Origin of the sequence: Arthrobacter sp. FW305-BF8, from assembly GCF_021789315.1 — a bacterium.
GTDB lineage: Bacteria > Actinomycetota > Actinomycetes > Actinomycetales > Micrococcaceae > Arthrobacter.
This window is the reverse complement of the sequence record NZ_CP084561.1, coordinates 1,234,457-1,250,295: the sequence shown is the minus strand read 5'-3', so window position 1 is coordinate 1,250,295 and position 15,839 is coordinate 1,234,457. Positions and strand designations below refer to the sequence as shown.

The following is a 15,839-nucleotide window of genomic DNA, read 5'->3' as shown; positions in this document are numbered from 1 at the left end:
GCCGGCACCGGGCGGTCGGCGCCGGTGCTCCGAATTAGAACCCGCCATTCCCATCCCCAGGAGGAAACAATGTCCTCACCGCTGGCCAGAGCCGCCGGGCCCATCGCCCTCGTGTCCGGCCTCGTCTTCGCCGCCGTGGACGTGGCCCGCCTGCTCGCCGCCGACAGGAGCCTCGACCGGATCGAGATGATGAGCCAGACGCCTTTCCAGGTCACGAACGCCCTGTACTGGGTGGCGTTCGTCCCGCTCACGCTCGCTCTGGTGTGCGTCTACTTCCGGGTCGCCGACCGGGCCGGCGGACTGGGCGCCGTCGGCTTCTGCTTCGCACTTGCGGGCACCCTGGACATGGCCGGCAACATGTGGTTCGACGGCTTCGCCGGCCCCTGGATTACCGACGTCGCCCCGGGCGCAATCCTCGCCGGAGGGTCCGGAATGCTGGCCGTCGGCGCGCTGTCCAGCTACATACTCTTCGCCCTGGGCTGGATGTTTTTTGGCATCGCCGGCTGGCGCTCAGGCATGTTCCCCGCGTGGATCGGCATCGCGTTCGTGGCCGCGGGGTTCCTCGGTTACAACGCAGGGCTGCCGCCTTACGGGATCCCCATCGGGCTGGTCATGGCGGCCCTGGGCTGGTGGATCATCCGGACGGGCGCCCGGGCAGCGGCTGCCCGTGACCCGGCAATCGGCGGCCAGACGTCGAACGTCACGCCCGAGCCGTAACCCGGCGCGGACCTTAGCCCGACAGCTCGGCCAGCAGCTCGTGTTTCCGCTCCTCACTTGCGAACGAGGACCTGATCGAGTTCGCCGCGAGCCTGACCCGGTCGAATTCGGACAAGCCCAGGACCGACTCGAGCTGGGCGAAGTTGCTGTCCACATAACCACCGAAGTACGCCGGATCGTCCGAGTTCACGCAGACGTTGAGCCCGGCAGCGAGCATCGCCGGCAGCGGGTGCGCGGCCAGCATGTCCACCGCGCGGAGCCGGACGTTCGACAGCGGGCAGACCGTCAGCGGCACACGGTCATTGACCAACCGCTCCACGAGGTCCGGGTCCTCCATACACCGGATCCCGTGGTCGATCCGCTCCACGCCCAGGACGTCCAGCGCCTCCACGATGTACGACGGCGGGCCCTCCTCCCCCGCGTGGGCAATCTTCCGCAGGCCTGCTTCGCCGGCCCGGGCAAATAGCCGCGTGAATTTCGACGGCGGGTTGCCCACCTCTGCGGAATCCAAGCCGACGCCGGCGATGGGCGCGTTCATCGCCAACAGCCCCTCCAAGACTTCCAGCGCCGAGTCCTCGGACAGGTCCCGCAGGAAGGCGGCGATCAGCAGCGTCGAGATGCCGAACTCCTCCTCCGATGTGGCGAGGACCGAGGCCACGCCGTTCACGCACGTCTCCAGGGCGACGCCGCGCGAGAGGTGCGCCTGCGGATCCATCATGATTTCCGCGTGCCGCACCCCGGCCGCCGCAGCGCGCTCCAGGTAGGCCCGGGTCATGTCCGCGAAGTCCTGCTCGGTCCGCAGCACGGCCATGTTGGCGTAGTACAGGTCGAGGAACGACTGTAGGTCTGTGAACTCATACCGGCTGCGCAGCTCATCCAGGTCCGCGTACGGCAGTTCGAGCCCGTTCCGTTCAGCAAGCGCAAAGATCAGTTCCGGCTCCAGCGTCCCCTCGATGTGCAGGTGGAGCTCCGCCAAAGGCATCGGCGACGGGGGTGCCACCAGCTCCTCTTCAGCTGCAGGCGCAGTTTCTGCTGAGGGCCCCGTTTGCTCTGAAGGTGCAGTTTGGGCTGAAGGCGCAGCTTGACCTGAAAACGCAGTGGGATCGACAGGTTCAGCGGCGGTGTCGTAAGTGTTCACCCCTGCAGAATAGTCCCCGGACGGGCTATGCCCGTAGAGTCGAACAGATGCGGACTGAAGAGTATGCTGACCCCTTGGCCGATCTGGACTGGAGCCTGGAAGCCGGCACCGGTGCCCACCATTCTGCTGACGGCTTTGTCCGGGTGCGCGGCGCCCGCGAGAACAACCTTCGCAACGTTGACGTCGCCGTCCCACGCGACGCGATCGTCGCCTTCACCGGCGTCTCGGGGTCTGGCAAGTCCTCCCTGGCATTCGGGACCATCTACGCCGAAGCCCAGCGCCGGTACTTCGAGTCCGTGGCGCCGTACGCCCGCCGCCTCATCCAGCAGGGCCACAATCCCAAGGTGGAGATGATCACGGGGCTGCCTCCCGCCGTCGCGCTTCAACAGCGCCGCGGCACCCCCAGCAGCCGTTCCACCGCGGGAACGGTGACCACGCTGTCCAACTCGCTCCGTATGCTTTTCTCGCGTGCCGGCAGTTATCCGGCCGGTGCCAGCCCGCTGGACTCGGACGCCTTCTCGCCCAACACGGCCGCGGGGGCATGCCCCGTGTGCCACGGCCTCGGCGTGGCACACACCGTCACCGAAGCGTCCCTGGTTCCGGACCCGTCGCTGAGCATCCGGGAGGGTGCAATCGCCGCATGGCCGACGGCATGGCAGGGCAAGAACCTGCGCGATATCCTCACCCATCTGGGCTACGACGTCGATACGCCGTGGCGGGAGCTGCCCCGGAAGGACCGCGACTGGATCCTCTTCACGGAGGAGCAGCCGGTGGTGGAAATCATGCCCCAGCGCGACCGCGTGGCCAAGCCGTACAAGGGCAAGTTCTGGAGCGCCAAGAGCCACGTGCTGCACACCCTGGCCGATTCCAAGAGCAACACAATGCGCGAACGGGTGCTCCGCTTCATGGAAACCGGCCCCTGCCGGCGGTGCAGCGGCAGCGGACTCACGCCGGAGGCCCTGGCCGTCACGTTCGCAGGCAGGACCATCGCCGACCTCAACGCGGTGCCGATGGCCGAACTGGCGGACATCATCCGCCCGACGACCGAGCTGAAGGATGCCGGAACCGCCTCCCGCAAGCTGTCCTCCGGCGAAGGCAACGAGGTGGCCGTGGCCATCACGCGTGACCTCCTCCAGCGGATCACGGTCCTGCTGGATCTGGGGCTCGGCTACCTTGCCCTGGGCCGCTCCACGCCCACCCTCTCCCCCGGCGAAATGCAGCGCCTCCGGATCGCCACCCAGCTCCGCTCGGGGCTGTTCGGTGTGGTCTATGTGCTGGACGAACCCTCTGCCGGGCTGCACCCGGCGGACGCCGAGCCCCTCCTGGCGGTACTGGAGCAGCTCAAGTCCTCGGGCAACTCGGTGTTCGTGGTGGAGCACAACATGGATATTGTGCGCCGTGCCGACTGGCTCGTGGACGTGGGGCCGCGGGCAGGAGAGGGCGGCGGCGAAGTCCTGTACAGCGGGCCGGTGGCCGGCCTCGCAGCCGTCGAGGCTTCCGTTACGCGCCCGTTCCTCGTTCCGGACGGTTCCAGCGGCAGTGCTCACGACGGCGGTGCTTACGACGGCGGCGCGCCTGACAGCAGCGACGGTACCGGCCGCCGTCGGGAGCCTGGTGCTTGGCTGGAACTGAAGGACATCTCCCGCCACAACCTGCGCGGCCTCGACGCGGCGTTCCCGTTGCAGGTCCTGACGGCGGTCACCGGGGTGTCCGGCTCGGGCAAGTCGACGCTGATCAGCCATGTCCTGGCCGAAGTGGTCGGATCCGAACTGCACGGCAACGGCGAGGGCGCAGACGCCGCTGGCGTTGGGCTATCGGGCGCCGACGAGGACCAGCCCCTAGGCGGCGACCCCGGCGCCCCGCTGAGCGTAGGTACCGTGACCGGCCTGCACCACGTGGACCGGCTGGTGACGGTGGACCAGAAACCGATCGGCCGTACGCCCCGGTCCAACCTGGCCGCCTACACCGGGCTCTTCGACGCTGTGCGCAAGGAGTTCGCAGCCACGGACCAAGCTCGGGCGCGCAAATACGGGGCCGGACGGTTCTCCTTCAACGTGGCGGGCGGGCGGTGCGAGACCTGCCAGGGTGAAGGATTCGTCGCCGTCGAACTGCTCTTCCTGCCCGGCAGTTACGGCCCCTGCCCGGAATGCGACGGCTCGCGCTACAACCCTGAAACCCTGGAAATCACCTACCGCGGCAAGACTGTGGCCGACGTCCTGGGCATGACCGTGGACGCCGCCGCGGACTTCCTGCAGGACGTTCCAGCGGCTGCCCGCAGCCTGCAGACGCTCCGCGAAGTCGGACTGGGCTACCTGCGGCTCGGACAGCCTGCCACCGAACTCTCCGGCGGAGAGGCCCAGCGCATCAAACTCGCCACAGAGCTGCAGCGCGCACGCCGCGGCCACACGTTGTACCTGCTGGACGAGCCCACCACCGGGCTGCATCCGGCGGACGTCCGGCTCCTCATGGCCCAGCTGCAGCGCCTTGTGGACACGGGAAACACGGTAGTCGTGGTGGAGCACGAAATGGACGTGGTGGCGGAAGCAGACTGGGTAATCGATCTCGGACCGGCCGGCGGGGACGCCGGCGGAGAGATCGTTGCCTCGGGAACGCCCGCCACCGTCGCCGCTTCACCGGACAGCCGGACGGCGCCGTACCTGGCTTCCGCCCTGAACTCCCCGTCCGCGAGGTAACAGCCCCCTGCGTCCGCGTCCCCGGTTCCGATGGGCTTGGGCCCTCCCATTGCCGGATTGGTGTGCCCTGAAACTGCTTGACTGTCAATAAAGGTCTCGATTTGATAACGGCGAGCAACCCCTCTAGGCTGGGGCACATGCCCGCGCGACGCGGGCCCATGAATGCCCGGTGCCGCCACCACCAGTTACTGCCCGGCCGGCGGACACCGAAATGACCTCTAGTTCGTCAGGGGCGGGCAGTAGCGCGACAACGTCCGGGGACGGACCGAGCGCGGGTGGCCTCAGGAGCATCCCAATAATGAAAAAGTCGACACTCAGTACTGCCGCGCGCCGTGGAGTCACCCTGGCCGCCGTTTCCGCAGCAACCCTGGCGCTCTCCGCCACGGCCGCCAACGCAGCCGCGCCCACCGCCAGCGCGTCCACCTGGGACGCCCTCGCCCAGTGCGAGAGTGGCGGCAACTGGTCCACCAACACCGGCAATGGCTTCTCCGGCGGCCTGCAGTTCACCCCTCAGACCTGGGCCGCCTTCGGCGGAACCGGCTCCCCCCAGGGCGCCTCCCGCGCGCAGCAGATCGCCGTGGCCGAAAAGGTCCAGGCTACCCAGGGCTGGGGCGCATGGCCCGCCTGCTCCGCCAAGCTGGGCCTGAACGGCGGCGGTGGCGCTCCTGCACCGCAGATCCTGCCCCAGAGCGCGCCGGTTCAGGCCGCACCCGTGCAGGCCGTTCCGGTCCAGGCTCCGGTCCAGACGGCTCCCGTGGCACAGGCCCCGGTGGCCGCCGAGGTTCCGGTCCAGGCACCAGCCGAGGCCCGCCATGCTGCCGCCGTGGCCGTGAGCGGCCAGACCTACACGGTCCAGGAAGGCGACACCCTGAGCAAGATCGCTCAGAAGCTCGGCATCCAAGGCGGCTGGCAGCACCTCGCTGACGCCAACACCGACACCATCAGCAACCCGAACCTGGTGTTTGTGGGCCAGATCCTGCAGCTGCCCGCCTAATCTGGCTGGTCGGCCCGCTTAGCGGGCACTGCATCTCAAAGCTCGACGCCGGGCGGTCCCTTTCGGGGGGCCGTCCGGTTTCGTTTTTGTAGGCCTCCTCCAAGCTCGACGCCGGGCGCCCCCGTTTCGGGGGGACGACCGGTTTCGTTTCGTACGGTTCCACCAACAGCGACGCCGGGCGCCCCCTGAGTGGGGACGCCCGGCGTCGTGATTAATTGCCTATAGCGTGACGGCTGGAAGCGTCACTATTTCGGCCTTAGGCCGCAGCAGGGAGTTCGCGGACGATGCGCACCTTCCAGGCGGCGTCGTCGCTGGTGTCGAGGAGGGCGACAGTACCCGACGCGAGGTGCAGCGCTACCCGCTTGGCGTGCAGCAACTCAAGGTAGAGGTGCTCGTTGACGCGGGAGGGGCTGTCGACGACGAACTTCACAGCGTCGCGCACCTTGCGGTAGTTGTCGCTGCGTTCGCGGTGCAGGTGCAGTTCGAGCTCGTGGCGCTGCTTGACGCGCGGCTCGTGCTTGTTCAGCCAGTTCACGGCAGCGTGAACGCCGATGACCAGAGCCAGCGAGACGGCATAGATCCACCAGCCCGTCGACATCAGGAAGAGCGGCAGGTTGGCGACGGCCACCACCGCAATGAAGACGCGCAGGGCCACCAGACGGCGCAGGGTCAGCGCAACGGAAGCAAGCGCAGTGCGGAAACGGTGCTGGTCCTTGCGCGCAGCGGCCGGATCAAGCGTAAACTCGTCCAGAACGAGGATCCCGTTCGCGTCGGCGCCCAGCATTTGGCCGTACTTCGGAACGAACAGCTGAGGCTCCTGTGACGCGTGTGAATTTGCTTCCGCGGGGGCGGAGGACAGGGGCGCGGGGGACGTAAGAGTCATGAGTAGGCTTCCAGACGCTGTTGAGGTTTCGGATATCTTAGTGGTTCAATCAACCTTTCGTATGCACAGGTCCACATTGTGAACACCCGACTGTCCATTTTGGCGGCTGACTGTGCTGCCCGGCACTTCAATTGGCACATGGCGCCAAGGACGGCAGACTGAAGGGATGCAAACCTTCCTTCCCTATCCTGATTTCCGGCAAAGCGCGGCCGCGCTGGACACGCCCCGGCTGGGCAAACAGCGCGTAGAAGCGCTGCAGACACTCCGCGCGCTGGTCATCCCGGAATACGGATGGCAGTCACACCCCGCCATCCGTATGTGGATGGGGCACGTTCCCGCGCTCACCATGTACGGCCTGGCCATGGTTGACGAATGGACCAAGCGCGGTTTCGCCGACAACACCCGGGACAACATCCGCGAGTTTGCCCCGCAGGCTGCGCACCCTGACTACGCGGCCAAGATCCTGCTTCCGCCGTGGCTCGGCGACCCCGAGTTGCACATGAGTCACCGGTCCAACCTGATCCGCAAGGACCCGCGGTTCTACGAAGAGGTCTTCCCCGGCACCGAGCACGGCCTGGAGTACGTCTGGCCGGAACCCAGGCACGAGTTCCTGCCGGAGGATCCCGAGGGCGAGGTTCTTTGGATCCTTCGCGAGCACGTCGGCCACGGCGACCCCGAGCGACTGGACAAGGTTGGGCTTCCGGCCGTGGGGCGGGCGGCTGCTGGCGCCGCTTCGGCGGCCGGCGACGGTTCCGGTGGTTCCGATGCCTCCGGCGGTTCGGGTGGCTCCGGAGCCGCCGGGGAATCCGGCGAGGACTACCAGTTCGTCTACGCGGAGGAAACGTCGCGCCGGCCGGCCAAGGTGGCCAAGAAGGCTCCGGCCAAGCCGCTGGTCAAGAAGCCGTCTCGCAAGCGGCAGCGCCAGGAGGCAGCCTTCTCCACGCTTCCCGGAAAATCGCCGGTGGCCGTCCCGTTCGACGGCGGCAGCAAGTTCGCCGTCGGAATGGTCGTAGGCCGTCCGATCACGCTCGACGACGGGCGCTTCGGCCGCAATTTCCAGGTCACCGACATCATCGACCGGTCAGAGTTCGACTACCCGGCGCTGCTGCAGGACCCCCGCGTCTTCTTCCCCGTTCCGGCTCTCTAGGTCCGCGGATGACTATCCTTCTCGCCGGCTGCGGCGACCTCGGCACCGAGGCGGGCCTGCGGTTCGCTGCAGCGGGGCACCGTGTGGTGGGCTGGCGCCGTTCCCCGAGCAAGCTGCCGGCGGAGATCGAGGGCGTCGCGGCGAACCTGAGCACCGCCGAACTGCCGCCTGTCCCGGCGGACACGGCCGCCGTCGTTATTGCTGTGGCAGCTGACGCGCCCACGGAAGAGGCATACCGAAGCGCGTACCTAAACGGCGTAACGCATGTGCTCGACGCTCTTGAGCGCGACCGCGTGACGCCCGAACGCGTCCTTTTCGTCTCCTCCACAGCCGTCCACGGTGACGCTGAAGGCGGCTGGATCGATGAAAACACGACGCCGGAGCCCGGGGGATTTTCTGGCCGCATAATGCGCGAAGCAGAGGAGCTCCTGCTGAAGCGGCTCGATGGCACCCGAACCTCAGCCATCGTGCTCAGGCTTGGCGGCATCTACGGTCCGGGCCGCACCAGGCTCATCGACCAGGTGCGGACAGGCTCGGTCATCATCCCGAACCAGTCTCGCTTCACTAACCGCATCCACCGGGACGACGCCGCCGGTGCCATTGTGCAGTTGTGCACCATGAGTGCTGTGCCGTCGCCGGTCTATCTCGGCGTGGATAACGACCCGGCCGAATTGGGCGACGTCCTGCGTTTTCTGGCGGCCGAGTTGGGGTTGGACGTCCCGCCCACGGGGGACGTGGGTGAAGCGCGCGGTGGGAACAAGCGGTGCAGCAACGCGCTGCTTCGGGAAACAGGGTTGTCGTTCAAGTACGCAACCTTCCGTGAGGGTTACCGCGACATTCTTGCCGGAGTGGGCGTGCGCCACCCCTAATTGCGTGCGTGGCGAGATGAGATGCGGCGGAAGCGGCTGGCTTGGGAGGGGGTCCAAAAGTTTTTCAAAAACTTTTCACTAATGGGCCACAGTGACCCGGATCACCCCTAAAAATGTCAGACCCCGTTGAGATAGTTTTCCTATGGAAGCCATTGGGGAAGATCGAGCGGATACCGCAGCCGGGGCGAACGTCTCCGGCTTCAGCGCCGCTGCTCTGATCCGCGGCCCCGGGCTTCGCTGCGTTCCCGCCATCGGTTCCGTTTCTGACGCCTCTACTGAGGACGCGTCCGACGACGTGGCTGCCGCCGGCTTCGCAGCCGCCGTACCGGCGTCACGGCTGGCAACGCCTGACTTGAAGGCGTCCCTGGCGCTGCTGGACAAGGCGACGAGTTCGGCGCCGGCGGAACTCGCCGCGGGGAGCTTCCAGGACGCCGCTGATTTCGCGGAGCTCACCGAGGAACTCTCCCGCCGCGTCGAGTACCTTCAGCTCCAGGCTGCCGCGGCCGTGGAGCGGACGCGCACGGAGGCGATCAACGCCGCAGAGAAGGCCAGCCGAGCGGCCGGCTGGACCACGGGCTGGGGCAATGAACCCGAAGCCGCCACGGCGCCCGGAGCTCAGCCCTCCGCCGTCACGGCCGTATCCACCGCAGCTGCTGCCTCCGGCAGCACCACAACTGCCGCCGTCGACGCCCCCGCCAAGACCCCGGCTTCGGCTGCCATTACGGCCCAGTCGGTTCCGGTCCGCGCGGCGGCCACCTGGTCCCCGGCCGATGACGGGTCCCGGAACACCGCCGAGTTCCTCCGCACCCGGCTACGGATCAGCTCCTCCGAAGCACGCCGCCGACTCGCCCTCGCCGACGCCACACTCCCCCGCACCGGACTCGCCGGCCGGCCCATGCCGCCCGCCTGCGAAGAAACCGCCGCCGCCCTCACCGCCGGAACCATCTCCTCCCGCGCCGCAACCATCATCACCACCGCCCTGGACAAAGTCCGCCACATCCCCGACCCCGACGCGATCGCCCACATGGAACACACCCTCACCCAAACCGCGATCGAAAACGACCACGACTTCCTCACCCGCATCGCCCACCGCTGCATCGACGCCCTCGACCAGGACGGCACCGAACCGTCCGAAGAAAACCTCCGCCACCGCCAAGGCGTCTTCATCCACCACAAACGCGGCGGCCTGCACCACCTCGAAATCCGAGCCACCACCGACCAATACGAAGTCCTCACCACCGTCATGAACACCGCCACCAACCCCCGCACCACCACCCCCGACACCACCAACAGCGACGCCACCAACACTGACAGCGCCGCCATCGACCTCGACACGGCCTTCAACGCCCCCGCCCCGGAACCGGACCTGGACCGCCGCACCCCCGCCCAACAACGCCTCGACGGCCTCGTCGGCGCGACCAAGGCGGCCCTCGCCGCCGGCACCCTGCCCACCACCGGAGGACTCCGCCCCCAAGTCATGGTCACCATCGGCTACCAAGACCTCCTCAACAGCATCAAAACCACCGCCGCCCACGGCCCGCGCTACGCTCCGAACGGAAACCACCCCGGCACCCAGCCCACGGACAACGCCCGGCCAACAGACGACACCTGGCAGACCAAGAAACCCCAGCCCGCGCCGGATACCCGGCAGAGCAACGATCCCGAACCGCTGGCGGGCACCAGCCCCGACATCTGGCCGACCAGCGAACCAGAACCGCTGGCGGGCACCGGCACCTGGCCTCCCGTCACCACCCTCCCTGGCATCAACTGGGCCGCCACCGCGCCTGTCGGCCCCACCGGCAGCGGGACCTTCACCTACACCGGCCCCGTCACCGCCTCCACCATCCGCAAAATCGCCTGCGACGCCGACATCATCCCAGTCCTCCTCGGCTCGCAAGGACGCATCCTCGACATCGGCCGCACCACCCGCGTCTTCCCGCCCCACATCCGCAAAGCCCTCAACGCCCGAGACCAAGGCTGCGCCTTCCCCAACTGCACCATCCCCGCATCCTGGTGCGAAGCCCACCACATCACCTACTGGTCACAAGGCGGAACCACCAGCACCGACAACGGCGTCCTCCTCTGCACCCACCACCACCATCTAATCCACAAAGAACTGTGGAAAATCCACGTCAAAAACGGAATCCCATGGTTCATCCCGCCACCACACATCGACCCCCGCCAACAACCCCGACAAAACACCACCACCACAAAACATGAAGTGACGGCAGACGCGCGCCCGTGTCCACGTGGCATTCGGTGAGCGCCGGTAGTGATTGGGTGCACTATTCGGACCCAAAAACGAAAGCGCCTGGCCCCTCAAATCGGGACCAGGCGCTTCCGGTGGAGCGAAAACCTACAGCGGCTAGGCGTCCTGCCAGCCACTGCCTTCCGTGAAGGTGGCCACGAGAGTTCCAACCCCGGCCTGCAGCGAATTCGAGGGGTCCTCGTACAGGGACGCCTCCGTCGCGCGGCTGTGGGTGATGAGCTGCTCGGCTTCGAGCTTCGCCTCAGGCACGGTGGCGCCGATGATTCCGGTGCGGGCCGGAAGCTCGGGGGTGTGGACTACCTCGGCATTGGTCTCCGAGAGCGGGATAGTGGTCCCAGGCCGAATCTCGTCATGTGGAAACTCGAATTCAGCGTCGTCGGGGGCAGCGGGAATCGTGTACTCCAGGAAGTAGTTCATCACCCCAGCCTTGCAGATAATCGCCACACCAGAAACCCCGCCCCGCCGCCGGCGGACACGAATATTCACCGCCCCTCCAGGGGAACGCTAGCGAAAGAACGCTGCGTCCCTACCGCCCCGCCGCGTATCCCTGCGCACCCCGAGGGTTGGCGGCAGCCTGCAGCACGTCGGTCCCGGGATCACGCACGACGGCGGACAGCCGTCCCAGCGTCCAGTCGCCTGCCCTGGTGATCCGGTGTCCCCGCCGCTCGAGCCCGGCGATAACGTCATCGCCCAATCGGTCCTCGACGACGGCGCCGCCAGGCTCCCAGGTGCGCGGCCAGAAGGATCCGGGCATCGACGTCGTGTGGAACGCCGGCGCGTCGATGGCCTGCTGTGGAGAGTATCCGCCGACGATGGTCCGCAGCAGATACAGCAACTGCCACTGGTCCTGTTGGTCTCCGCCGGGCGAGCCGAGCGCAGACACAGCAACGCCATCGCGGAACACCAGCGTCGGCGTCAGCGTGGTCCGCGGTCGCTTGCCCGGCGTCAACGTCGACGGCGTTCCGGGCTCAAGCCACGTCATCTGCAACCGCGTGCCCAGGCAAAATCCGAGCTCAGGAATCGCCGGGGACGACTGCAGCCAGCCGCCGGATGGCGTGGCCGACACCATGTTGCCCCAGCGGTCCACCACATCGATGTGGCATGTGTCGCCGCGGGTTTCCCCGTTGGCCGCCACGGCCGCTTCGGCCAGCGTCGGTTCGCCAACACCTGCAGAGGCCGGGACGTACTCGGTCCGGAGCGTGGGAATGTACGGCTCACGGCCGGGGACGGAGCCCGGACGGAAGTCGTGCGACGCATCTTCCGTGATCAGCTTCCGCCGTGACGCCGCATACTCCTCCGACAGCAGGTAATCGAGTGGGACATCAGCGTCGCCGTAGTAAGCCTCACGGTCCGCCAGCGCGAGCTTCTGCGCCTCCAGGATGGTGTGCGCCCCGAGCTCGGTGGACGGGTCGAGGTGATCGTCATCGAAGCCGGCCAGGATCGCGAGCGTCTGCAGTAGTGCCGGCCCCTGTCCCCACGGGCCGGTCTTGGCGATGGTGTGGCCGCGGAACTCGAGCGTTGCGGCGTCCTCGTACGACGCCCGGAACCCGGCCATGTCGCCCATCGTCATGACGCCGCTGTGGTCGGTCCCGGACGAGTGTCGGTGCGGTGTTCGGACGCTTTCGGCCACAGCGCGGGCCACGAAGCCCCCGCTCCATTCCCTGCGGGCGGCATCGATGCGTTCCTCCCGCGTGTGCGCCGGCGCTGCGGCGAACGCCTCGCCGAGCCCCGCACCGGCTTGGACCAGTTTCTGGAGGGCGCGGGCAAGCGCCGGGTTCCGGATCAGCTCGCCTTCCTCGGGGATCCGCCCCTCCGGCATCCAGAGGTCGGCAGACGTGGGCCAATGCTCCCGGAACAGCCCCGCGACGGCTGTAATCGTGCTGCAGACGCGTGCCAGCACCGGGTGGCCGTCGCGCGCATACCGGATGGCGAAATCCAGGACTTCGGCCAGTTCCCACGTTCCGTGGTCCCTCAGCAGCAAGAGCCAGGCGTCGACGGCGCCCGGGACTGCAGCGGCCAGCGCACCTGAGCCGGGCACCAGTTCCAGGCCCTCCGCGCGGAAGTGTTGGACCGTCGCGCCCGCCGGAGCGGGGCCCTGGCCCATCAGGACCACCGGTTTCCCTGGCTCCTCTGCCGTGCTGAAGACACCGGTCATGTCGCCGCCGGGCCCGTTGAGGTGCGGTTCCACCACATGCAGCACGAACGCGGCGGCGGTGGCCGCGTCGAACGCGTTGCCGCCCCGCTCCAGCACTGCCTGCGCAGTGCCGGTGGCGAGCCAATGGGTAGACGCCGACATGCCGAACGTGCCCCGCAGCGTAGGACGGGTGGTAAAAGTCGCCGGCCTCGTAAAACTCATAGGGGCTACTGTAGTCACCGGTTTCCGGCGCTTCCGGGATACGGCGCCCGCGACACGCTCCGCCAGTGGGGCTGCTTACTTGCCCAGGCCGGCCCGCCGCAGTGCTTCGGCCATGGCGGTATCCGCTTGAGGTGGCCTTAGGTTGGACTGCTGCGTCTGCCGCTTTCCGCTGTCGCGGGCTTCCGCAGCCTGCCCCGAAGGACTCCCCTGGCGTGCCCCGGGCTTGCCGCCAGATTGGCCGGGAGTGGCCGACCGGTTCCGGCCGCCGTCCCGGTCGCCGCCTGCAGCGCGGTCCCGTCCGCCACCCGGGCGTCCCCCAGCCGAGCGTCCCCCAGCGGTCCGGTCGCCGGAAGCGGCCGGTTCGTCGTCGAGCCTCAGCGTGAGGGAGATGCGTTTCCGCTCCGGATCAGCCTCAAGCACCTTGACCCGCACCACCTGGCCGGACTTGACCACCTCGCGCGGATCGGCGACGAACCTGTTGGCGAGGGCGGACACGTGAACCAGCCCGTCCTGGTGAACCCCCACGTCCACGAACGCGCCAAACGCGGCGACGTTGGTGACGGTTCCTTCCAGGACCATGCCCGGCTTCAAATCGGAGATCTTCTCGATGCCCTCGGAGAACGCTGCAGCCTTGAACGCCGGACGCGGGTCGCGTCCGGGCTTCTCGAGCTCGGCGATGATGTCCTGGACGGTGGGCAGTCCGAACGAGCCGTCCACAAAGTCAGCAGGATTCAGCTGCCCGGCATCAGCAAGCGGAGCGAGCCCGGCTGCGCCTCCGGAAGCGCCGGAACCACGGCTAACACCCGCCGCAGTCAGGATCTTCCGCGCCACCGAGTACGCCTCGGGGTGCACGCTGGAGGCATCCAGAGGCTCTGTTCCCCCCGTGATCCGCAGGAACCCGGCGCACTGTTCGAACGCCTTAGCGCCCAGCCGCGGCACCTTCTTCAGCTCGCTGCGCTTGGCGAACGGACCGTTTTCGTTGCGGTATGCCACGATGTTCTCGCTCAGCAGCGGCCCGACGCCGGCCACGCGGCTCAGCAGCGCCGGCGATGCCGTGTTCACGTCCACGCCCACGGCGTTCACGCAGTCCTCCACCACGGCATCCAGGCTGCGGTCCAGCTTCGCGGCCGTGACATCGTGCTGGTACTGGCCCACGCCGATCGACTTCGGATCGATCTTCACCAGCTCGGCCAGCGGATCCTGCAGCCGCCGGGCAATGGACACCGCACCGCGCAGCGACACATCCATGCCGGGCAGTTCAGCGGCGGCCAGGGCGGACGCCGAGTACACCGACGCGCCGGCCTCGGACACCACCAGCTTCTGCGGCGCCGCCGCACCAGTCCCGGACCCAGCACCAGTCCCGGAGCCGGCAGCCGCGGAGAGCTGCTTGATCAGTTCGGCCGCAAGCTTGTCCGTTTCGCGGGACGCCGTTCCGTTGCCAATGGCCACGAGTTCGACGGCGTGCTGCCGTGCCAGCCGGGTCAACGTCGCCAGGGCTTCGTCCCACTTGCGCGCCGGCGCGTGCGGATAGACGGTGTCCGTGGCCACCACCTTGCCGGTTCCGTCGACCACGGCAACCTTCACACCGGTCCGCAGGCCGGGGTCCAGGCCCAAGGTGGAGCGGTTTCCGGCAGGCGCGGCCAGCAGAACGTCCCGCAGGTTGGCGGCGAAAACACGCACGGCCTCGTCCTCCGCGGCAGCGAACATCCGTCCCCGCAGGTCGGCCGTCAGCCGCGCAAGAACCCGGGAACGCCATGCCACCTGGGCGGTTTGAAGCAGCCACGAGTCGGCGGGCCGGCCACGGTCGGCGACCCCGAGGAACCGGGCCACGGCAGATTCGTAACGGGCGCGCGCGGCGGCGAGGGCGTCGTCGTCGGACGGTTCCGCCTCGGCGAGGTCCAGCTCGAGCACCCCGTCCTTCTCACCGCGCAGCAGCGCCAGCACGCGGTGCGACGGCATTCCTGACGGCGCCTGTGAGAACTCGAAGTAATCCGCGAACTTCTGCCCCTCGGATTCCTTGCCCTTCTTCACCCGGGACACCATCCGGCCCTGCGTCCACAGCCGCTCACGCAGGTTCTCTGCAAGGTCGGCGTCCTGGGCGACGCGCTCCACGAGGATGGCGCGGGCACCGGCGAGCGCCGCAGCAGCGTCGTCGACGGCGTGCTCCGCGTTCAGGTACTTCGCTGCCTCGCGCTCGGGGTCAAGGTCCGGGCGCCTGAGCAGCGCGTCCGCGAGCGGTTCCAGCCCGGCCTCACGGGCGATCTGCGCCTTGGTGCGCCGCTTGGACTTGAAGGGCAGGTATATGTCCTCCAGCCGGGACTTGGTGTCGGCGGCCACGACGGCGGCCTGGAGCTCCGGGGTCAGCTTTCCCTGTGCGGCGATCGCGTCCAGGACAGCACGACGGCGGTCCTCAAGTTCGCGGAGGTAGCGCAGCCGCTCGTCGAGCTCGCGGAGCTGGCCGTCGTCGAGCGTCCCGGTGGCTTCCTTGCGGTAGCGGGCGATGAACGGAACGGTTGATCCGCCGTCGAGCAGGTCCACGGCTGCCTTCACCTGCCAGGCCTTCACGCCGAGCTCGGCGGCGATCTGTTCCGCTATGCGGGCGGCAACACCGTCCGGGCCGGGGACGCCGACCGTCCCGGATGCAGGAGTGTCCTTCGGCTTTGTCCCGGCGTCGGTGGCGGGGGTGGGCGAGGGCGTGGCGGGGTGCTGCGGCTGTTGGGTCACCAGAACATTTTGCCCTACGCACCCGGAATCGGGGCGACCACGGGTCGGC

The 15,839-nt window shown here is 68.1% G+C and carries 11 protein-coding genes; 6 read left to right on the top strand and 5 right to left on the bottom strand.

Going from position 1 to position 15,839, the window contains the following annotated elements:
- The first annotated feature begins 69 nt into the window (after positions 1–69).
- Complete coding sequence (locus tag LFT45_RS05575) at positions 70–717, top strand: hypothetical protein (RefSeq protein WP_236807328.1); 648 nt, start codon at positions 70–72, stop codon at positions 715–717.
- 13 nt (positions 718–730) lie between these two features.
- On the opposite strand, the gene LFT45_RS05570 is transcribed toward LFT45_RS05575, so the two are convergent.
- Positions 731–1,699 carry an adenosine deaminase gene (locus LFT45_RS05570; protein ID WP_236809004.1) on the bottom strand — a complete coding sequence of 323 codons (969 nt, stop codon included), beginning with the start codon at positions 1,697–1,699 and terminating at the stop codon, positions 731–733.
- 203 nt (positions 1,700–1,902) lie between these two features.
- On the opposite strand from LFT45_RS05570, the gene LFT45_RS05565 reads away from it, so the two are divergent.
- Together LFT45_RS05565 and LFT45_RS05560 are read left to right on the top strand one after the other, a co-directional pair.
- Entirely contained in the window at positions 1,903–4,548 is a 2,646-nt protein-coding gene (locus tag LFT45_RS05565; protein WP_236807326.1) for an excinuclease ABC subunit UvrA, read from the top strand.
- Positions 4,549–4,846: 298 nt separating this feature from the next.
- Positions 4,847–5,542, top strand: coding sequence for a LysM peptidoglycan-binding domain-containing protein (locus LFT45_RS05560; protein WP_236807324.1), 696 nt, complete (start codon positions 4,847–4,849; stop codon positions 5,540–5,542).
- Between the two features lie 256 nt (positions 5,543–5,798).
- Here the strand turns inward: LFT45_RS05560 and LFT45_RS05555 are convergent, their stop codons facing one another.
- Positions 5,799–6,425, bottom strand: coding sequence for a hypothetical protein (locus tag LFT45_RS05555; RefSeq protein WP_236807322.1), 627 nt, complete (start codon positions 6,423–6,425; stop codon positions 5,799–5,801).
- A 166-nt stretch (positions 6,426–6,591) separates the two neighbouring features.
- On the opposite strand from LFT45_RS05555, the gene LFT45_RS05550 reads away from it, so the two are divergent.
- The 3 genes from LFT45_RS05550 to LFT45_RS05540 all read left to right on the top strand — a co-directional run bounded on the left by LFT45_RS05550 (position 6,592) and on the right by LFT45_RS05540 (position 10,704).
- Positions 6,592–7,572 (top strand): MSMEG_6728 family protein, encoded by a 981-nt coding sequence (locus LFT45_RS05550; protein ID WP_236807320.1) that lies wholly within the window; start codon positions 6,592–6,594, stop codon positions 7,570–7,572.
- A gap of 8 nt (positions 7,573–7,580) precedes the next feature.
- Positions 7,581–8,441, top strand: a complete 861-nt coding sequence (locus LFT45_RS05545; RefSeq protein WP_236807319.1) for an SDR family oxidoreductase — start codon at positions 7,581–7,583, stop codon at positions 8,439–8,441.
- A 142-nt stretch (positions 8,442–8,583) separates the two neighbouring features.
- On the top strand, positions 8,584–10,704 hold the full coding sequence (locus tag LFT45_RS05540; protein ID WP_236807312.1) for a DUF222 domain-containing protein: 2,121 nt from the start codon (positions 8,584–8,586) through the stop codon (positions 10,702–10,704).
- 102 nt (positions 10,705–10,806) lie between these two features.
- Here the strand turns inward: LFT45_RS05540 and LFT45_RS05535 are convergent, their stop codons facing one another.
- The 3 genes from LFT45_RS05535 to LFT45_RS05525 form a co-directional block, all read right to left on the bottom strand.
- A complete protein-coding gene (locus tag LFT45_RS05535) occupies positions 10,807–11,127 on the bottom strand; it encodes a hypothetical protein (protein ID WP_236807310.1) in 321 nt (106 codons plus the stop codon).
- A gap of 109 nt (positions 11,128–11,236) precedes the next feature.
- The gene (locus LFT45_RS05530) at positions 11,237–13,066 is read right to left on the bottom strand and encodes a gamma-glutamyltransferase family protein (protein ID WP_236807308.1); all 1,830 of its coding nucleotides are present in this window, start codon (positions 13,064–13,066) and stop codon (positions 11,237–11,239) included.
- Between the two features lie 75 nt (positions 13,067–13,141).
- The gene (locus LFT45_RS05525) at positions 13,142–15,790 is read right to left on the bottom strand and encodes a Tex family protein (RefSeq protein ID WP_442863599.1); all 2,649 of its coding nucleotides are present in this window, start codon (positions 15,788–15,790) and stop codon (positions 13,142–13,144) included.
- Positions 15,791–15,839: the final 49 nt, after the last annotated feature.

Excerpts from the sequence above, each read along its gene's own strand:
- LFT45_RS05565 (WP_236807326.1), top strand. The coding sequence starts at position 1,903 with ATGCGGACTGAAGAGTATGCTGACCCCTTGGCCGATCTGGACTGGAGC.
- LFT45_RS05535 (WP_236807310.1), bottom strand. The coding sequence starts at position 11,127 with ATGAACTACTTCCTGGAGTACACGATTCCCGCTGCCCCCGACGACGCT.
- LFT45_RS05530 (WP_236807308.1), bottom strand. The coding sequence starts at position 13,066 with ATGAGTTTTACGAGGCCGGCGACTTTTACCACCCGTCCTACGCTGCGG.
- LFT45_RS05545 (WP_236807319.1), top strand. The coding sequence starts at position 7,581 with ATGACTATCCTTCTCGCCGGCTGCGGCGACCTCGGCACCGAGGCGGGC.
- LFT45_RS05560 (WP_236807324.1), top strand. The coding sequence starts at position 4,847 with ATGAAAAAGTCGACACTCAGTACTGCCGCGCGCCGTGGAGTCACCCTG.
- LFT45_RS05575 (WP_236807328.1), top strand. The coding sequence starts at position 70 with ATGTCCTCACCGCTGGCCAGAGCCGCCGGGCCCATCGCCCTCGTGTCC.
- LFT45_RS05540 (WP_236807312.1), top strand. The coding sequence starts at position 8,584 with ATGGAAGCCATTGGGGAAGATCGAGCGGATACCGCAGCCGGGGCGAAC.
- LFT45_RS05555 (WP_236807322.1), bottom strand. The coding sequence starts at position 6,425 with ATGACTCTTACGTCCCCCGCGCCCCTGTCCTCCGCCCCCGCGGAAGCA.
- LFT45_RS05570 (WP_236809004.1), bottom strand. The coding sequence starts at position 1,699 with ATGCCTTTGGCGGAGCTCCACCTGCACATCGAGGGGACGCTGGAGCCG.
- LFT45_RS05550 (WP_236807320.1), top strand. The coding sequence starts at position 6,592 with ATGCAAACCTTCCTTCCCTATCCTGATTTCCGGCAAAGCGCGGCCGCG.